The sequence below is a fragment of the Streptomyces cucumeris genome, assembly GCF_024295805.1.
Classification (GTDB): Bacteria; Actinomycetota; Actinomycetes; order Streptomycetales; family Streptomycetaceae; genus Streptomyces; species Streptomyces cucumeris.
This window is the reverse complement of sequence record NZ_JANCLX010000024.1, coordinates 104,725-122,180: the sequence shown is the minus strand read 5'-3', so window position 1 is coordinate 122,180 and position 17,456 is coordinate 104,725. Positions and strand designations below refer to the sequence as shown.

Annotated in this window: 11 protein-coding genes; 5 read left to right on the top strand and 6 right to left on the bottom strand. The window is 71.6% G+C overall.

From position 1 onward, the window contains the following. Nucleotides 1-4: 4 nt before the first annotated feature. The 3 genes from NMK44_RS29080 to NMK44_RS29070 all read right to left on the bottom strand — a co-directional run bounded on the left by NMK44_RS29080 (nt 5) and on the right by NMK44_RS29070 (nt 5,380). A complete protein-coding gene (locus NMK44_RS29080) occupies nt 5-3,118 on the bottom strand; it encodes a CHAT domain-containing protein (RefSeq protein ID WP_254748601.1) in 3,114 nt (1,037 codons plus the stop codon). A gap of 121 nt (nt 3,119-3,239) precedes the next feature. Then, a complete protein-coding gene (locus NMK44_RS29075) occupies nt 3,240-4,109 on the bottom strand; it encodes a hypothetical protein (protein ID WP_254748599.1) in 870 nt (289 codons plus the stop codon). After that, nucleotides 4,109-5,380: a VWA domain-containing protein gene (locus NMK44_RS29070; RefSeq protein ID WP_254748597.1), complete on the bottom strand. Its 1,272-nt coding sequence runs from the start codon at nt 5,378-5,380 to the stop codon at nt 4,109-4,111. The genes NMK44_RS29075 and NMK44_RS29070 overlap by 1 nt, the downstream gene beginning before the upstream one ends. A 175-nt stretch (nt 5,381-5,555) precedes the next feature. On the opposite strand from NMK44_RS29070, the gene NMK44_RS29065 reads away from it, so the two are divergent. Next, a complete protein-coding gene (locus tag NMK44_RS29065; RefSeq protein WP_254748595.1) occupies nt 5,556-8,336 on the top strand; it encodes a CocE/NonD family hydrolase in 2,781 nt (926 codons plus the stop codon). Beyond that, entirely contained in the window at nt 8,333-9,187 is an 855-nt protein-coding gene (locus tag NMK44_RS29060) for an ABC transporter permease (RefSeq protein ID WP_254748593.1), read from the top strand. The genes NMK44_RS29065 and NMK44_RS29060 overlap by 4 nt, the downstream gene beginning before the upstream one ends. 61 nt (nt 9,188-9,248) lie before the next feature. Here the strand turns inward: NMK44_RS29060 and NMK44_RS29055 are convergent, their stop codons facing one another. Further along, complete coding sequence (locus tag NMK44_RS29055) at nt 9,249-10,433, bottom strand: FAD-dependent monooxygenase (RefSeq protein WP_254748591.1); 1,185 nt, start codon at nt 10,431-10,433, stop codon at nt 9,249-9,251. 774 nt (nt 10,434-11,207) lie between these two features. Between NMK44_RS29055 and NMK44_RS29050 the strand changes: the two genes are divergently transcribed. From NMK44_RS29050 to NMK44_RS29040, 3 genes are all read left to right on the top strand, one after another. Beyond that, a complete protein-coding gene (locus tag NMK44_RS29050) occupies nt 11,208-13,502 on the top strand; it encodes a glycosyltransferase (protein WP_254748589.1) in 2,295 nt (764 codons plus the stop codon). Further along, the gene (locus tag NMK44_RS29045) at nt 13,499-14,746 is read left to right on the top strand and encodes an acyltransferase family protein (protein WP_254748587.1); all 1,248 of its coding nucleotides are present in this window, start codon (nt 13,499-13,501) and stop codon (nt 14,744-14,746) included. The genes NMK44_RS29050 and NMK44_RS29045 overlap by 4 nt, the downstream gene beginning before the upstream one ends. Before the next feature lie 228 nt (nt 14,747-14,974). Further along, complete coding sequence (locus tag NMK44_RS29040) at nt 14,975-15,592, top strand: extensin (RefSeq protein WP_254748585.1); 618 nt, start codon at nt 14,975-14,977, stop codon at nt 15,590-15,592. A 67-nt stretch (nt 15,593-15,659) separates the two neighbouring features. Here the strand turns inward: NMK44_RS29040 and NMK44_RS29035 are convergent, their stop codons facing one another. Both NMK44_RS29035 and NMK44_RS29030 read right to left on the bottom strand, forming a co-directional pair. After that, nucleotides 15,660-16,550 carry a lysozyme gene (locus NMK44_RS29035; protein WP_254748583.1) on the bottom strand — a complete coding sequence of 297 codons (891 nt, stop codon included), beginning with the start codon at nt 16,548-16,550 and terminating at the stop codon, nt 15,660-15,662. 250 nt (nt 16,551-16,800) lie between these two features. Beyond that, nucleotides 16,801-17,448 (bottom strand): TetR/AcrR family transcriptional regulator, encoded by a 648-nt coding sequence (locus NMK44_RS29030; RefSeq protein WP_254748581.1) that lies wholly within the window; start codon nt 17,446-17,448, stop codon nt 16,801-16,803. Between the last annotated feature and the right edge of the window lie 8 nt (nt 17,449-17,456).

The following is a 17,456-nucleotide window of genomic DNA, read 5'->3' as shown; positions in this document are numbered from 1 at the left end:
GCGTTCAGGGCCCGATATGAATCATTGACGCCCATAACCACGGCGCCGCGTATTCCGGTTGGCCGCGCAGTGAGCGGACCGCCCGGTGCAGGGCATACGCGGACCGTGCCGTCGATCCCGCCGAACCCAGCTCCCGGTACACCCGCGCGGCCACCCGGGGCATCATCGCGTCCGGCACGGTCCACAGGCTGCCCAGCACATGCCGGTAGCCACAGAGCTGGAATGCGGAGGCCAGGGTGATCACCTCGTCGACCAGGGCGGTGCCCGGGGCGGCGGTGTGGCAGGCGGACAGACAGGCGAACTCGGCGTCCGGCAGCCGCCGGGTGGCCAGCTCGCGCACCGTGAGAACCCCGCCGTGGAGCAGCAGCCCGCTGTTCGAGGGATCGCCGGGGTCGTACGCGCCGTGGCACGCCAGATGCGCGTGATGGTGTGCCCGCAGCGCGGTGAGTACGGCCTTCGGGGTGGCCGCCGCGTCCAGCAGCCGCGACTGCGGCACCGGGAGCGTGAGCACCTCGGTCAACTCCTCCTCCACGGCGGGCAGCCGTGGGTGGGCCTGGCCGCCGTCCGCGGGCGGCGGCGGTTCGGCCACCCCCACTCCGACCAGTCCGGTCTTCGGCAGGGGAGGCTCCGCGCGCTCCCGGGCGTGCAGGAGCGCCATCAGCGTCGGGGTGTAGGAGGACACCACCAGGTCGGCCACGGAGATGCCGTTCTCCGCGCACCGCGCCGCGTGCAGCGGCAGCAGGGACAGCGGTCCGGTGGGACACCACCAGAGTCTCGGCCCGTCGCCCTCCGCCGCCGCGTTCCGGGAGGTGTCCGCGCCGTGGAGGCCGAGGGCGATGAGCACCGGTCCGGTGATGTGCTCCCACAGCCAGGTCAGCGTGTCCTCGACGGCCAGGCGCTCGGCCGTCGCTTCGTACGCCGTGATGCCGGGGGAGGCGAGGGCCCGGACCGCCGCCAGGAAGGCGTCGGCCTGGAGGGCGACATCGCCGCGGGTGAGCCCGGTCAGCGCCACGCGTTCGACGGTGTCCGCGCCGGGGCGCAGCAGCAGCGCATCACACCGCAACTCGGCGATGTTGAGCACCACGACGGGGCCGTCGTCCGCGGCGGTGCGCAGCCGTACCAGGTCCGGCGCGCATCGGAACCGCTCGAAGCCATCCAGCTTCCGGACCTCGGCCACGACCCGGTCGAACTCGGCCGACCACGCGACGCGTTGGTCACGGCTGCCGTGCTCCCCGGTCAGGGCCGAGCACAGCCGATCGAGCCGGGCGGCCAGCTCCGGCGCCACCCCGGCCAGCTCCGCGTACCGCTCGCGCGGCCGCAACGCCCGTGCCATCAGAACACCGCGGCCCTGCTCCAGCCGCAGCAGTGCCTCCCCGAGCCGCCCGGCCCTCTCCTGCTCGTCCTCGGTGTTCTCGGCCTCCTCGATCTCGAGGGCCGCGGCGTTGCACGCCAGCGGCGGCAGTTCGCGCAGCCGCACCTCCTGTGAGCGCCGGGTCAGCGCATGGCCGGTCAGTTCGGGCAGCAGATCGTCCAGTGCGAGGGTGAACGCCTGGCGTGCCGCCTTCCGTCGCCCTGATGTGGCGCTCCGCATGGCCCACTGGTAGGCCGCGGACAAGCGGGTGCGGATGTCCTCGGTCGGTGCCGTCGCGGTGGCGCGGAACTCGGCCACCGCGGCATCGTGGTCCGCGGCGGCCCCGCTGAGGGCGCTGCGCCCGGTCAGCAGACGGGCCAGTTCGAGGCGGGCGAGCTGGGGATGCGGACCGGTGCCCTCGGTCTCCCTGATCACCTCCCGCAACGCGAGGACGGCGCGGTCGAGTTCATCGAGGTCTCCCAGACTCCGGGCGCGGGCACCCATGGCCACCGCCAGCTTGATCTTCATGACGGGACGGTCGTACTGGTCCGGTGGGGTGGCGGCCACCGCATGGGTCAGATGCCGGATGGCCTCGGTGATCTCGGCGGGATCACCGAGGACGGTGAAGCGGTGGGTGAGGACGGCGGCCAGATTGGTGAGCAGCCGGGTGTGGTGCGGGGACAGGGGAGTGGTACCCGCCATGGAGCGGCGGACGGCGGTGGTGGCGCGCTCCAGGTCGGCCGGGTCCCCCAGGGCGATGTACCGGTCGAGACAGGACAACCCCAGCCAGGAGTGCGCCAGATGTCTGACGGTGGCGTCGGCCGCCTCCTCCGACACCTCACGCAGCATTCCGGCCGACTGCTCCAGCTCGTCGAGGTGGCCGGTCATCTCGAAGCGCATCCGCAGCAGATTGCCGAGGCTGGTCCGGTGGGAGTGGCGCTCCGGGTCGTCTCCGGCGGTGGTGGCCAGTGCGCGGCGCACCCTGGTGATGAGCGTGTCCAGTCCGCCCAGGTCCCCGCTACGGGTGTACCGCCCCAGACCCGCGTCGGCGTTCTCGGCATGGCCGGTCGGGTCCGCCGTCCCGGCCGTCCTGGCCTGGGCGGAGGCGAGCGCCTCCAGCATCGCGGCGGCCGGTGGCCGGTCGTCGGGCATGGCGGCCACGGCCTCGCGCATCAGAGCGCGGGCGGCCACGATCAACTGCCGTGTCCCGGTGTGGTCGAACAGTGTGGCCAGGAGGGAGCCGAGGTTGAAGGTCACGACGGGGTCGAGCTCCCCGGGAGGTGTCACCTCGCGCGCGTGCTGGAGCAGCGCCGCCGCCTGCCACAGCCCGTCCTCGTGGCGGGCGGATGCGCTCGCGCCGAACAGGACCAGCCCGACCGCGTGCAGGATTTCTCCCGCCGCGGCCGGTACGGGCGGACGGGCCGCGAAGGCGCCGCGCAGCGGGTCGGGTACCGCCTCCGGCCGTATGGCGTGGAGCACCGTGAAGAGGAGCACCGACGCCTGGTGGTCCCAGTGTCCCGCGGTCCCGGGCAGATGGCTCACCCGGACCGCGTGGTAGCAGGCGGCCAGATAGAGCACCTCGAGGTCCACCCCGGCCGCGCCGGTCTGCGCGGAGGTGAGGCGGTACCGTGCCCCGTCCACGAGGGCCGCCACATTGCCCAGTGTCTCCAGGGACAGCACCGACTCCGGCCGGTCGCCCAGGAAGAGGATGTTCTGATCGGGTGCGGCCATCGCCGCTCGGATCCGCTGACAGGTCTCTTCGTTCATCTCGCCCCTTGGGCGATTCTCTCCGAAGTGTCCACTGCCACGCGGGAAAATGGTGAAAAGGGAGACTGCGCCACCGCTTCGCCCCCGTGGGGACGGAGCGGTGGCGCAGCGCGAGCAGACCTCAGCCGTCCGCCGGGGGACGGCCCGAGCCCGTACCGGAGGAACGCGGCCCCCGGGTCAGGGTGTAGCCGCCCACCGCGGCGAGCGCGCCGAGCGCCCCGCCACCCGCGGTCCACACCCAGCGGTCCGACCACCAGCCGGAGCCCCAGCCGTCCTCCGGCTCGGCGACCGCGCGCGGCGGCTCCTCCCCGGAGTCGGCGGAGCCGGTGCCGGAGTCGGTGTCGTCCGGGGCCTCGGACTCCGGTTCGGCGATCGTCCCCGCCCGCAGCGACGGGTTGAGCGGCTCGGCCAGCTCCCCGCCGTCCGCGTGCTTGCCGCCGCCGTCATGCGCGGTCGTGGTGATCTCGGCGTCGATCGGCAGCCCGAGATCCTGCTCGGGCAGGTCCACCACGGTCAGCCGCAGGTAATAGGCGCCCGGCAGCGGGTCGTTGGCCCACCGCTGGGACCACGACCGCACCTGGCGCAGTGTGCAGCTCAGGTTCACCGAGGTGTCCTGCTCGTCCGCACGGCGCGCCGGGCTGCCCGAGGTGCACGGCTGGTGGCGGCGCAGCCCGTCGTACACATCGAGCTGCCAGGTGGCGCCGCCGTGGCGGGCGGCGGTGTCCGGCAGCTCGACCTTGGCCTCCACCGTGGGGATCTGCCCGGCGGCCACCGGGACCACCCAGTACAGATAGTCACCCGTGGAGGCCGAGGCGGTGCCCTTCTCGCCCTGGTCCAGGCCGGTGGCGGTACGGAAGTTGGTCCCCGCCTCGGTCAGACCGTCCTTGCCGTCCTTGCCGTCTTGACCGTCCGCGACGGCCGGAGCGACGGCGGTGAGGAGCGCGGCGGCGCACAGGGCGAGCACGGCGCCCGCCTTACGAAGGGCTCGCATCAGTTGGACCTCCAGACGGTGATGCGCCAGCGGGCCACCCAGCCCCAGACCAATCCCACGACCAAGCCGGTCAGGGCGAGCACACCCAGCAGCACCCAGCCACGGCCCAGGCCGAAGGCGGCCACGTCCGCCGGAGGCTCGTCGTTGTCGACCACGTCGACGGCCAGTTCGACCGGCAGACCGGGAGTGCGCTTGACGTTCGCGGGGGCCGAGAAGGACTGGCTCAGCTCCAGACACACCGTCCGGGGCGTGGTGTCGGCATCGTCGTCCTCCGCGTCGGGCACCGAATAGCGCAACCCGGTGGAGATGACGTCCGTACGGCCACTGCCCGCCTCACTGCCACGCACCAGCTCCGTGCCGCCCGGGGTGACGGCGCGCAGCAGCACGTCGTAGTCGGGGTCGACGGCGCGGTCCGCCGCCACGCTCACCGAGGCCCGCAGCTCCTCGCCCGGTGCCACCTTCATCCGGTACCAGCGGTGTTCGCCGAAGCGCTCACGGTCGTTGTACAGACCCGACCCCAGCTCAGGGGCGCTCGCACACTGCGCCGCGCCCTGGATACCGGTGGGCGTCTGTACCGGGGTCTCGGCGGTGCGGCGCACCAGCTGCTTGATCCGGGAGGAGAGCTGATCGGTGTGCTGGACCGCCGTGTACGTGCCCCCGGTGGCCTCGGCGATGCAGCTCAGCTGCTCACGGACCTTGCGGTCGGGGGCGAGCCCCAGGGTGTCCACGACCAGGTGGGTGCCGTCCGCGGCCAGCTCACGTGCCACATCGCACGGGTCGGGCTGTCCGCAGGAGTCCTCGCCATCGGTGATCAGTACGATCCGGCGGGTGGCGTCGTCGCCCGCGAGGTCCTTGGACGCCCCGCGCAGTGCCAGACCGATCGGTGTCCAGCCGGTGGGACGCAGCGTGGCCACGGCCGCCTTGGCCTCGGTGCGGTCCACCTGGCCCACCGGATAAAGCTGCTTGCTGTCCCGGCAGCCCACCTCGCGGTCCTTGCCCGGGTACGTGGCGCCGAGCGTGCGGATACCGAGCCGGACCTCGTCCGGTGTGGCGTCCAGCACCTCGTTGAACGCCTGCTTGGCCGCGGACATCCGGGAGGCGCCGTCGACGTCGCGGGCGCGCATCGACCCGCTGACGTCAAGGACCAGCTCGACCTTGGGGGAGGGGCGCGACGGTTCGTCGGCGGTTGCGGTGGGTGGGAGTATCAGGCCGCAGGCGAGGGCTGTGAGCAGCCCGGCAGCGCCTGTCACCAGACGTTTCTTTATGATCACCGCGGCATCTTATGGAGCATCATATGACGGGTCCAAAAGCCGTGGCACCACCTGGTCGTGACGCCCTCCGTACCGCGTCGGGTGTACGGCGGGTGGCCGGATACTCCCACGGGAGGGGGCGGGAATCCGCCCGGTGTCAGCGCCGCGGCCGCTCCGGCATGCCTAGGGTGCAGGCATGGATCTCCGAAAGACCCGGTTGCGGCGACCGAGGGGCCGGCCGGCCTGGCTGAGGGGTCGGCGGCTGTTCGCCTCGGCGGCGGCGCTCACCCTCCTCGCGGGAGCGGGCACCTTCGCGGTCGCCGCCTCCGGCGACCAGCCGTCCGTGCACCGCGAGGACCGTGTGCTGGACATGCCGGGCACCCGCCTGGACACCTCCTACTTCACGGCGGGAGGCGGCCGCAGGCCCGCGGTGCTGCTCGCCCACGGCTTCGGCGGTTCCAAGGACGACGTCCGTGAGCAGGCCGAGCGGCTGGCCCGCGACGGCTACGCGGTACTGACCTGGTCGGCACGTGGCTTCGGCCGCTCCACCGGGAAGATCGGGCTCAATGACCCGGACCGTGAAGTGGCCGATGTGCGGCGGCTGGTCGACTGGCTCGCCACCCGTCCGGAGGTGCGGCTGGACCACCGGGGCGATCCCCGGGTCGGGGTCGCCGGTGCCTCCTACGGCGGGGCGGTCTCGCTGCTCGCGGCCGGGCACGACCGGCGGATCGACGCCATCGCGCCGGCCATCACCTACTGGAACCTGGCCGACGCGCTCTTCCCCGACGGGGTGTTCAAGAAGCTGTGGGCCGGGCTCTTCTTCTCCACCGGCTCGACCGACCTCGCCGGCCGCGAGGAGGACCGGGACGGGGAGTCGCAGGAGCGCGGCGGACAGGGGACCGCGGACGGTCCCGCGGCACCGGGCGACCCGTCCGCCCCGGGCCCGGCCCGCGGTGGTGACGGGGGCTGCGGACGGTTCGAGAAGCGGCTGTGCGCGATGTACGAGCGGGTCGCGGTCGCCGGGAAACCGGATGCCGCTGCCCGGCGGCTGCTGGAGGAGCGCAGCCCGTCGGCCGTGGCCGACCGGATCGAGGTGCCCACCCTGATCCTCCAGGGCCAGTCCGACTCGCTCTTCCCGCTCGGCCAGGCCGACGCCATGGCGAAGTCCATCAAGGCCCGGGGCGCACCGGTGGCCGTCGACTGGATCGCCGGGGGCCACGACGGCGGGGACAACGAGACCGGACGTGTGCAGAGCCGTGTCCGCACCTGGTTCGACCGCCACCTCAAGGGCGACCGGGGCGTGGACACCGGCCCCGCGTTCCGGGTCACCCGGAGCGGCGGTGTGGACTCCACCAACGGATCCGTCCAGATGCGCGGCGCCACCGGTGACCGCTATCCGGGTCTCGGGGACGGTCCGCGGAACGTGGCCCTGCGCGGCCGTGAGCAGTCGTTTGCCAACCCGCCCGGTGCGGGCCCGCCCTCGGTGTCCTCGGTGCCCGGAGTGGCCGGGCTGTCGCAGGCGGCCTCGTTCGGCGTCGGCTTCTCCGCCGACATCCCCGGTCAGTTCGCCCGCTTCGACTCCGAGCCGCTGGACCGGTCGCTGCGGATCACCGGCTCGCCCGAGGTCACCGTACGGGTGAAGGCGGACGCGGACGACGCCGTGCTGTTCGCCAAGGTGTACGACGTCGGACCGGACGGGAAGCAGGTTCTGCCCGACCAACTCGTCACCCCCGTACGTGTCCCGCACGCCGGGGACGGCCGTACCGTCACCGTCCGGCTGCCCGCCGTCGACCACCAGGTGATCGCGGGCCACCGGCTGCGGCTGGTGCTCGCCTCCACCGACCTCGGCTACGCCTCCCCGGCCGAACCCGCCACGTACACCGTGTCCCTGGCAGGCCGGGGGATCTCGGTGCCCACCGCACCCGGTGTGCACACCCAGCCCGCGCCGCTGCCCTGGTGGGTCTGGGGACTGCCGCTGGGCGGAGCGGTGGTGGCGCTGGTGCTGCTGGCCACCGGCAGGCGCCGGACGGCCGCGCCCGCCCCCGATCCGCAACGGGCCGACGTACCGCTGGAGATCACCGGGCTGAGCAAGCGCTACGCGGGGTCCGCCGACGGGTACGCGGTACGGGACCTCTCCTTCCGGGTGGAGAAGGGCCAGGTGCTGGGGCTGCTGGGGCCGAACGGAGCGGGCAAGACCACCACCCTGCGGATGCTGATGGGGCTGATCACCCCCGACGACGGGGAGATCAGGGTCTTCGGCCAGGCCATCCGGCCCGGCGCCCCCGTCCTCTCCCGCGTGGGCGCGTTCGTCGAGGGCGCGGGCTTCCTGCCCCATCTGACCGGCAGGGCCAACCTGGAGCTGTACTGGCGGGCCACCGGGCGCCCGGCGGAGGACGCGCACCTGACGGAGGCGCTGGAGATCGCGGGCCTCGGCGGTGCGCTGGAGCGTGCGGTGCGGACCTACTCCCAGGGCATGCGCCAGCGGCTCGCCATCGCCCAGGCCATGCTCGGCCTGCCGGATCTGCTGATCCTCGACGAACCCACCAACGGACTGGACCCGCCGCAGATCCGGGAGATGCGCGAAGTGATGATCCGGTACGCGGCGGCCGGCCGCACCGTGATCGTCTCCAGCCATCTCCTGGCGGAGGTGGAACAGTCCTGCACCCACCTGGTGGTCATGGACCGCGGGCGGCTGGTGCAGACGGGACCCGTCGGCGAGATCACCGGTACCGGTGGCGGTGTGCTGGTGGGCCACGAGGGGGAGCTGAGCGACGCCCTGGTGGACAAGGTGGCCGCGCTGCCGGGTGTCGAGTCCGCCCGCCGCACCGACGCCGGACTGCTGGTGGAGCTCGACGGCGCCCCTCCGGCACGGCTGCTGACCGAACTGGTGCGGCTGGAGATCCCGGTGACCGGCTTCGGGCCCCACCGGCGCTTGGAGGACGCGTTCCTGACGCTGATCGAAGGAGGATCCGCATGAGTTCCGCGACGGATGCGGCGCCCGGCTACCGGGCCCGCCACACCCTGCCGCTGCGGGTCGAGGCGGTACGGCAGCTGCGGCGGCGCAGGACGCTGGTGATGGGTGCGGTGCTGGCCGCGCTGCCCCTCGTGCTCGTGGCGGCGTTCGCCGTCGGCGGCGCGCCCGAGGGCCGCAACAACCGGATCACCGTGATGACCACGGCGACCGAATCCGGTGCCAACCTCGCGGCCACCTCGCTGTTCGTGTCCGCCGCCTTCCTGCTGGTGCTGCCGGTGGCGCTGTTCTGCGGGGACACGGTCGCCTCCGAGGCCGGATGGTCGTCGCTGCGCTATCTGCTGGCGGCTCCGGTGCCCCGGGCGCGGCTGCTGGCGAGCAAACTGACCATCGGGCTGGTGTTCAGCGCGGCGGCCATGGTGCTGCTGCCACTCGTGGCACTGGTGGTCGGCACGGTGGCCTACGGATGGGGACCGCTGCAACTCCCCACCGGTGGCGAGATGGCCACGGGGGACAGTCTGGCCCGGCTGGGACTGGTGGTGGCCTACCTCTTCGTCTCCCAGCTCGTCACCGCCGCCCTCGCGTTCTGGCTCTCCACGGTCACCGACGCGCCGCTGGGCGCGGTGGGCGGGGCGGTCGGGCTGACCATCATCGGCAGTGTGCTGGACGCCGTCACCGCCCTGGAATCCTGGCGTGAGTTCCTGCCGGCCCACTGGCAGTTCGCCTGGGTGGACGCGCTCCAGCCGCAGCTGGAATGGGGCGGCATGCTGAAGGGGGCGGCGGTGTCCGTCGCCTATGCGCTGGTGCTCCTCGCACTCGCCTTCCGTGGCTTCGCCCGTAAGGACGTGGTGTCCTAGGTGCCCGTGGCGCTGAGGGCCGTCCTCCTGTCGCGGCCCGGGCCACGACAGGAGGAGCCGGTCAGTAGTCCTTCAGAGTGAGCGAGTGGATCATCTCGTGGGCTTCGGCCAGGCCCTCCGCCATCGTGTCGGGGCCCGCGATGGCCGGATCCTGTTCCAGGGTGGCCTCCATCCGTTTCTTGTTGGACAGGGCGAAGTCCTGATTGGCCGTCACATAGTCGCGCAGCTCCCGCTCGTAGGCGGCGAAGGCCGTGGTGTGATCGCCGTTCGCCGCCTTCAGCTCACCGGCCAGTACATAGGCTCCCACCAGGGCCATGCTGGTGCCCTGGCCCGACATGGGTGAACCGCAGTAGCCCGCGTCCCCCAGCAGTGCCACCCGGCCGCGTGTCCAGGAGTCCATCCGGATCTGGGACACCGAGTCGAAGTGGAAGTCGGGCGCGCCCCACATGTACTCCAGCATCCGTGGCATCTCCCAGCCCGCGTCGGCATATGCCTCCGCCACCAGCCGTTTGCGGTCGGACACCGCCGAGCCGCCGAGGACGCGGGAGGGCGGCTCGTCCGAGTGGTAGCCGATGAACACACGGGCCTCGGTGTTGTCGCGGACGCTCATCACGAGCCCGCCCCAGGTGCTGCCCTGCGTGCGGTACACCACCTGCCAGCGGTCCAGCCCCAGGTAGTTCGGCACCGTCCACACCCCGAGGTACACACCGAGGTGGTGCAGGAAGTCCTCCTCCGGTCCGAAGACCATCGACCGGGTGCTGGAGTGCACCCCCTCCGCGGCCACCACGATGTCGAAGGAGCGCCGGGCGCCACTGCGGAAGGTGACCGCCACCTCATCGGAGCCCTGGACGATCGAGGCGATCGCATCGTCGAAGACGTAACCGATCCCCCTGCCACCGGCCGCGCGGAGGATCGAGGACAGATCGTCCCGCAGGATCTCCACATCGGGGCCGGCGATCTCCCCGCCGGTGGCGGTCCGTTCGCTGGTGCTGTACAGCTCCTTCCCGTCGTCGTCGACCACCGACATCCCGCGCAGCCCGGTGCTCTCGCGCCGGATCCCGGCCAGGACACCCATGCGTTCGCACACCTCGAGCGCCGGCCCCCGTACGTCGATGGCCTGCCCGCCCGGACGTGGTTCCGGTGCGCGTTCCACCACGGTGACCGCGCATCCGTAGCGCTCCAGCCAGTAGGCGAGTGCCGGTCCGCCGATACTGGCGCCGGAAATCAGAACCCTCGTTCCACGCATGGTGTTCTCCGATTCAGCCTGGGGCTTTTCCCTGTATTCGAAGACTGGGGAAAAGCACCGACAGGCCACCGACACCGGACCGATGCCGTGTAATTCCCACCGACGTGGCGCCGACACCTCACCGACACGCCTTCCACACGCTCGGCACACCTCCCGCACAACGGAGTTGGAAAAGGCCACGGTGGCGTGTGGGGACATCATGGGGAAGTGAGCCATTAATGAGAGTGTTACGCCGATGTGTTGTGTGGTTCCACTGTGATCGATGAGACTTAGGTTTCCGACCGGTGAGACCAAACTCGCCGGTACGGTCGCACTGGTGATGTTCGGTCCGCCCCCCACGATCCGAACAGGATGGGACCACATGAAGATTTCACTGGAGCACGTTCGCGTGTCCCGAGGGCCTGATGCCACGGCGCGCGCCTGTCCCGGACCCCGCCGGAGACCTCACCTCTCCTCGCGCGGATCGGTCATGGCCACGGCGTAGCCGCCCCCAGTCCCGTCCGAACGGCAGATACACCGCGAGACCGGCACCGTCCGGGACCGCGGCGGCACCTCGATGTGTCCGCCGCCCCCCACCCCGGCACACCGGCCTCCCCGGCGACGCCGTCTTCCGGCCCAGCCCGTCCGCAGTCAACGACGGGCCCGGCGGTCTGCTCCCGCCCGGCCGGTGATCCGCTGTGCCCGCGGCCGTTCGGCGACGCACAACTGTGAGAAAGGAACGGACAGGTGCTCATTTCGCACCAGCGACGATCACGCGAATCGTCCCCACGGGCCGTGCCCGGCCCCCGCAACGGCACACCGGGCCAGAGCGGACACGTCCTGGCGGTCGGTACCCCCGGACCGCGGCTCGACCAGCTGACCCACACCCTGCGGTCCACCGGGCACGAGGTGAGCCACGCGTCGCCCGGCGACGTCGACCGCCAGGTGCGTCAGTCGCCCCCGGACGCCATCGTCGCGCTCGACGACAGCCGGCACGGTCTGGAGGTGATACGCGAGGTCCGCGCCGCCCCCGCCGGCCGGGCCCTCCCCCTGGTGATGGTGACCACCACCCCGGGCCCCGACGATGTCGCGGACCTGCTGCGCGGTGGCGCCGACGACTGTGTGCCCGCCAGCTCCGACCCGGTGGAGCTGTCCGCCCGGATCGAGGCCAAACTGCGCCGCGTTCCGGTGCCGGTCGAGAACCTGATGCTCGATCCGCGCACCGGTCTGTACTCCCAGCGCCACTTCCTCGGTGAACTCGACCGTGAGCTGCGGCGGGTGGAGACCAGCCGCACCGGTGGTGTGATGGCCATGGTGGCCGTCGCCGAGATGGCCGCGCTGGAGGCCCGGCTGGGCCAGCGGGTGCGCCGGGAAGTGGCCGAGCGGCTGGCCGGAGTGGCCGGGAAGCTGGAGGACTTCTGCGACCGGCTCGGCTGGGACGAGGAAGGCCGACTGCTGATCCTCATGCCCGGGGTCGACGAGGACACCGCACGTGAGAGGTTGCAGAACTTCGCCAACGCGGTGGCGGGTACCCGTTTCGTCGTGGCGGACGAGAACGTCCGGCTGACCCCCGCCATCGGATGGGTCCCGCTGGCCGACTGCTCCGACCACGGCCTGGCCGTGCAGTGGGCCCGGGACGCGGTGAACGAGGCGATGCGCCACCGCGATCTGCGGCCGGTGAAGTACGCCGCGTGGATGCGCGGCGCCCCCCGTGTGCGCCGCGCCTTCGCCGAAGCCATCCGCGGACTGCTCTCCGCGCTCTCGCCTTTACTGGTACTGGTCCTGGGCGTCGGTATTCCGTTCGTGGTCTACCAGCAGACATACGCGACACTGGGCTGGGACATCGGCTCGGCGGCGTACTGGGTGGTGGTGTCCGGGCTGGTGCTCTCCGCCGGGATGATCGTGCTGGAGTGCCTCTTCTCGCTCGACGCGACCCCCCGCCCCGAGCGCCCCTCGCAGCCGTACCCCCCGGCCAGCGCGGTCATCGCCGCGTATCTGCCGAACGAGGCGGCCACCATCGTGGACACGGTCGAGTCGTTCCTGCGCCTGGAATACCCCAACGAGCTGGAGATCGTGCTCGCGTACAACACGCCGCACCCCATGCCCGTGGAGGACACCCTGCGGGAGATGGCCCGGCGCGACTCCCGGCTGGTGCTGCTGCCCGTGGCGGGCTCCACGTCCAAGGCGCAGAACGTCAACGCGGCGGTCACCCGGGTGCGCGGTGAGGTGGTCGGTATCTTCGACGCCGACCACCATCCGGCCCCCGACGCCTTCCAGCACGCGTGGCACTGGCTCTCCAACGGCTACGACGTGGTCCAGGGCCACTGCGTGGTGCGCAACGGTGAGAGCTCCTGGGTGTCCAAGCTGGTGGGTGTGGAGTTCGAGGCCATCTACGCCGTCAGCCACCCCGGCCGCACCCGGCTCTACACCTTCGGTGTGTTCGGGGGCTCCAACGGGTTCTGGCGCACCGATCTGCTCGCCCGCACCCGTATGCACGGCACGATGCTCACCGAGGACATCGACTCCACCATGCGCGCGCTGCACGAGGGGGCCCGGTTCGCCACCGACCGCACCCTGGTCTCGCGTGAGCTGGCGCCCACCACCCTCAAGGCGCTGTGGAACCAGCGCTCCCGCTGGGCGCAGGGCTGGCTCCAGGTGTCGCTGAAGTACCTGTCCCGGGCGCTGCGCTCCAAGACGTTCACCGTCCGTCAGAAGGCCGGACTGCTGGTGCTGCTGGGATGGCGTGAGATCCAGCCCTGGCTGACCCTCCAGATCCTGCCGGTGCTGCTGTACTCGGCGTGGCGCGCGGGCGGGGTGGACCAGCTCGACTGGACGGTGCCGATCTGCCTGCTGGCCACGTTGCTGACGCTGTCCGCGGGTGTGGTGCAGGCGCTGTTCGCGTGGCGGCTGGCCGTTCCCGAACTGCGTCGCCACAAGGCGTGGTTCTGGCAGTACCTGCTGGTGTCCACCCTCTTCTACAGCCACTTCAAGAACATCGTGGCGCGGCAGGCGCTGCTGAAGGAGGTGCTGCGGGACCGTCAGTGGCGCGTCACCCCGCGCCCCGAGGCAAAGGCGGTGAGCGACTCGTGAGCACGGTGTCCACGGCGCCCGCGCCACCCGCGCGGACCTCCCGCCCGCGGAAGCGGCCGGAGAAGCCCGCCCGCGACCGCAACGGTGAGATCCAGGGGTTCCGCGGACTGGCCGCGCTCTCCACGGTCGTCTTCCACGTCTGGCAGCAGTACTTCACCTACGACCGGGACGGTTCGCATCCACCGGTGGGCAACCGGTACGCGAACGCCCTGGTCTCGCTGGAGGTGATCGATTTCTTCTTCGTCCTGTCGGCGTACCTGCTGACACTGTCGTACGCGAAGGCGGCCATCGACGGTTCGTCCACCCGGCCCGCCCGCACCTTCCTGTTCCGGCGGGCGGTGCGGATCGTACCGCTGTACTTCCTGGCGGTCGCGCTCATCTGGGCGACGCGCAACCCGACCCTGCCGGGGGAGTGGACGGACCTGGTCCGCCACCTCACCTTCACCCAGGTGTTCGACAAGGAGCAGATCTTCTACACCATCGGCCCCACCTGGTCGCTGTCGCTGGAGATCATGTTCTACTTCGCGCTGGTGGTGCTGGGTCCCCTGGCAGCCCGTGCCGCCCGGCCGCTGAGCCGGAGGTCGTCGCGGGTCGCGGTGTGCGCCGTCGGGTGTGCGCTGCTGTACATCGGTCCGTTCATCTGGATCGCGGTGGCCCGCTACGGGTTCCATGTGCCGCACACCGAATGGCCGGTGTACTTCGGGCCGCAGGCCCGCTTCGGCGGATTCGCGGCGGGCATGGGGCTCGCGGTGGCGGCCGTCGCCCTCGGTGACCGGGGGAAGCTCGGCCCGCGGGCGGCCCTCACCCTGCGGCTGGCGGCGGTGGCGGGGCTCTACACCCTGTCGCTGACCGGTGAGAACGCGGAGGACCCCGCCACCACCTTCTACCACCCGCTGGCCGCTCTGCTGTGGACCGTGCTGCTGTTCAGCACCGTCCACGTGGAGCGCCACGGACGGTGGAGCGCGTGGCTGACGACCCGCTGGCTCACCATGGTGGGTCTGGCCAGTTACAGCCTCTTCGTCTGGCATGAGCCGATCATGCTCGCGCTCTACCGGGGCGGACTGCTGCCCCCGTCGGGCCAGGGGGGCTTCCCCCTCGCCGTGGTGGTGGTGCTCGCGGTGGCCGTTCCGGTGGCGCTGCTGAGCTACTGGGCCATCGAGTACCCGGCGAGTCTGCTCGCCCGACTGAAGGACTCCCGGGGCCGTCCGCGGGAGTTCTACCCGGAGGCGACCGCCCGTACGTGAATCCGCGGTTCCCGGTGTGTGGCGCTCACACACCGGGAACCGCGCACCATGTCCTCCCCACCCGGTGTGTCGCGGTGTCGCGACGGGGTACCATCCGCCAAGTTGTTCAGCGTGTAACAACTGCGCATCGGGCTGTCCTTCACCGCTGTGATCAGGCTTTACTGGTGCGCCGCACGATCCATGCGCACGCGGTGGACAAGCCACGCACAACGGGGAGACAGCGACACCATGGGCCGACACAGCCGACCGACACCGGCGCAGCAGGCGCGCGCCAACACGCTCAAGGCGGCCGCCGCCCTCGGTGTGGCGGGCAGTATCGCCTTCGGTCTCCACTCGTCGATGAACGGCGACCGGTCCGTCGAGGCGCGCTCCGATGTGAACTCGGCGCAGAAGCAGTCCCCGGACGCCGACCCGGCCGAGGACGACACGCCCTCCGGCAGCCATGCCACCCCGTCCGCCTCCGAGGAGCCCAGGCCGGTCCAGGACACGCCCGGCACCCCGGACGCACCGGACACGGCGTCGTCCGGCCGGACGGCACACACCGACGGCGGCTCCGGACGCCATGCCGCGCCGGACTCCCCGGCCACGAGCGCCCCGGAGCACACGCCGTCGGATGCCGCCACCGCTCCGGCGCAGCGGGCCGATCAGGTGCCCACCGAACACACCGATCCGAGCAAGGCCCCCGGCGACGATGCGACGGGCTCCTCGGGCACGCCGAGTGAGCGGCCGACATCGCCGCAGACCAAGGGCGATGACGGCAAGGGCGTCGTGGGCGGTGTGGTGGACGGCGTCGGGGACACCCTCGACGGGGTCATCGGCGGCATAGGCGGTGTGCTCGGCCGCTGACACCTCCGGACGGCCTTGACGCCCCCGGACGGCCTGTGGTGGCCGCCCGGGCGCGCCCGGTGGACGGTTACCCCTCGGCCAGGGCCTTGAGGGCGTCCTCATCCCCGTTGAACTGGTTGTGGTCGCCCACCACCGGTCCGGTCGAGGTGTACTGCCAGAAGGTCTGGGACGACCATCCGGCCGGCAACGGCCCGGGGGTGGCCGCGTAACGCGCCAGCCACAGCGGGTTCTCCGCCAGGTCCGGACTGTTGCCGGTGCACGTCGCCCACCAGTTGGTGGTCGTGTAGATCACCGGTGCGCGCCCGGTGCGCGCCGCCACCGTCCCGCTGAAGTCCTTGATCCACTCGACCATCTGGGCCGGGGTCAGCCCGTAGCACTCCGCCCCGTACGGGTTGTACTCGATGTCCAGTGCGGGGGGCAGGGTGGTGCCGTCGTCGGTCCAGGTGCCGCCGTTGTTCATGAAGTAGTCCGCCTGGGCGGCGCCGCTGGACCGATCGGGCAGTGCGAAATGATAGGCGCCATGCAGTATTCCCTGTTGTGCGGCGCCATCGTACTGCGCGGAGAACGAGGGATTTTTATAGCCTGTGCTCTCGGTCGCCTTGACGTACGCGAACCGCACATTCGCATTCCCGAGGGCGGCCCAGTCGACCGTCCCCTGGTAATTGCTGACGTCCACTCCCTCCAGACCGCCCGCGAGCGTGGCCTTGGCGGCCGCGTCGGGATCGGTGGCCTCGTGGTCGGCGATGGTCGAGCCCATCCAGTCGTCTTCGGGGTGTGCGAGGGGGGAGGGCGTTGTGGATCCGGTGACGGCAGGGGCGCCGGGAGGCTCCGAGGCCATGGCGGGCGCCAGGGTGGCGAGGACGACGGCGGTGACCGCGGCCCCCAGTCCGCCGAGGGCGTAGGGGGAGCGGAGCCGGGACGGGGCCCGGCGCGTGCCCTTGTCTGAAGTTAAAGACATGTGTTCCTCCGGAATGGGTGCTCCGTGGGGGAGAGCGGGCGCGAAGACACCGGGGAAACGCCGTGTCTCCGTTCCGCATTCGAAGGTACGCGCGTAGATCCATGAAGGGGAAGCTGAACGAGGGGTTTTGGTAGTGACCAACTGGGAGTCAAGTGGGCATAGCCCGCCATGCGGTGGGAAATCCTGAATTCACAGCCCGGTCAGAGAATTGCGCGGATTGTTCCGCCATCCGTGGCCATGACGGGATCCCTCAGCGCCCCGGATGACCGCCCGGCGGCGGCCCGTCCGGTATGCAGTACCCCGCGACGAGCGCCCGGGCGCCCCGGAGCGCCCGCTGGGCGATGGCCTCGGCCACCTCGCCGGGATCGCCGAACCTGCCGTCGAGCAGCAGGGCCACATAGCCCCGGGCCAGGGCGTACAGCGCGTCCAGCAGTGCCACCGCGGTCTCCGCCCCCCGGCCGGGCGGCAGCACCTCAAAGGCGCTCGGCAGCAGCAGGTCGACGAACTCCCGTGTGGCCTCCCGTAGTTCGGGATGGGCGGCGCGCAGCCCGGGAGCGTTGAGGATGTCGAAGCCGCTGCGGTAGCGGGCGGCCGCACGCACATAGCTGCCCGCCACCGTGGCCAGCCGCTCCTGCGGGGTGTCCACGGTGGCGATGGCCTCCTCGTGGATCGCCCGCAGCCGCCGCGAGACCTCCAGGGCGGCGGCCGCGAGCAGGGCGTCCCGGTCGGCGAAGTGACGGTACGGCGCCGCGGGACTCACCCGGGTGCGGCGCGCGGCTTCCGCGACGGAGAAGCCGCGCACCCCGACCTCGTTCACGATCTCCAGGGTGGCCTGCACCAGCGCCGCGGCCAGATCGCCGTGGTGGTAGGTGTCGCGTCCTCGCCCGGTGGCTGCCATCCGGCCGA

What these genes read in the sequence shown, in the direction of transcription:
- NMK44_RS29080 (WP_254748601.1), bottom strand. Translation starts at nt 3,118, where the DNA reads ATGAACGAAGAGACCTGTCAGCGGATCCGAGCGGCGATGGCCGCACCC.
- NMK44_RS29075 (WP_254748599.1), bottom strand. Translation starts at nt 4,109, where the DNA reads ATGCGAGCCCTTCGTAAGGCGGGCGCCGTGCTCGCCCTGTGCGCCGCC.
- NMK44_RS29065 (WP_254748595.1), top strand. Translation starts at nt 5,556, where the DNA reads ATGGATCTCCGAAAGACCCGGTTGCGGCGACCGAGGGGCCGGCCGGCC.
- NMK44_RS29060 (WP_254748593.1), top strand. Translation starts at nt 8,333, where the DNA reads ATGAGTTCCGCGACGGATGCGGCGCCCGGCTACCGGGCCCGCCACACC.
- NMK44_RS29055 (WP_254748591.1), bottom strand. Translation starts at nt 10,433, where the DNA reads ATGCGTGGAACGAGGGTTCTGATTTCCGGCGCCAGTATCGGCGGACCG.
- NMK44_RS29040 (WP_254748585.1), top strand. Translation starts at nt 14,975, where the DNA reads ATGGGCCGACACAGCCGACCGACACCGGCGCAGCAGGCGCGCGCCAAC.
- NMK44_RS29035 (WP_254748583.1), bottom strand. Translation starts at nt 16,550, where the DNA reads ATGTCTTTAACTTCAGACAAGGGCACGCGCCGGGCCCCGTCCCGGCTC.
- NMK44_RS29030 (WP_254748581.1), bottom strand. Translation starts at nt 17,448, where the DNA reads ATGGCAGCCACCGGGCGAGGACGCGACACCTACCACCACGGCGATCTG.